Origin of the sequence: Paraburkholderia sp. SIMBA_030 (assembly GCF_046535245.1) — a bacterium.
In the GTDB taxonomy this organism is placed as follows: Bacteria; Pseudomonadota; Gammaproteobacteria; order Burkholderiales; family Burkholderiaceae; genus Paraburkholderia.
Genome location: NZ_JAWRXB010000726.1, coordinates 1 through 265, shown reverse-complemented (window position 1 = coordinate 265; position 265 = coordinate 1). Strand labels below are relative to the sequence as shown.

Annotated in this window: 1 protein-coding gene; it reads left to right on the top strand. The window is 66.8% G+C overall.

Annotated features, from left to right (window positions below; genetic code table 11):
* Positions 1-265, top strand: a 265-nt coding sequence (locus tag SB772_RS41865; protein ID WP_410838757.1) for an ATPase, T2SS/T4P/T4SS family, incomplete at both ends; no start/stop codon positions are given.

The window sequence follows — 265 nt, the reverse complement described above, 5'->3', positions numbered from 1 at the left end:
CCTCGAAGGGCAGCAGCTGGAGCAATGGCGGGCGCTGCTGCGCCACCGCCAAGGCATCATCCTGGTAACGGGCCCCACCGGTTCCGGCAAGACCAGCACGCTCTACGCCAGCCTCAAACTGCTGGCCACCCCGCAAATCAACCTGTGCACCATCGAAGACCCGATCGAACGGCTGGAACCGGCGTTCAACCAGTTGCAAGTGCAGCCGGCCCTGGGCCTGTGCTTCGCCAACGGCGTGCGGGCGATGCTGCGCCAGGACCCGGAC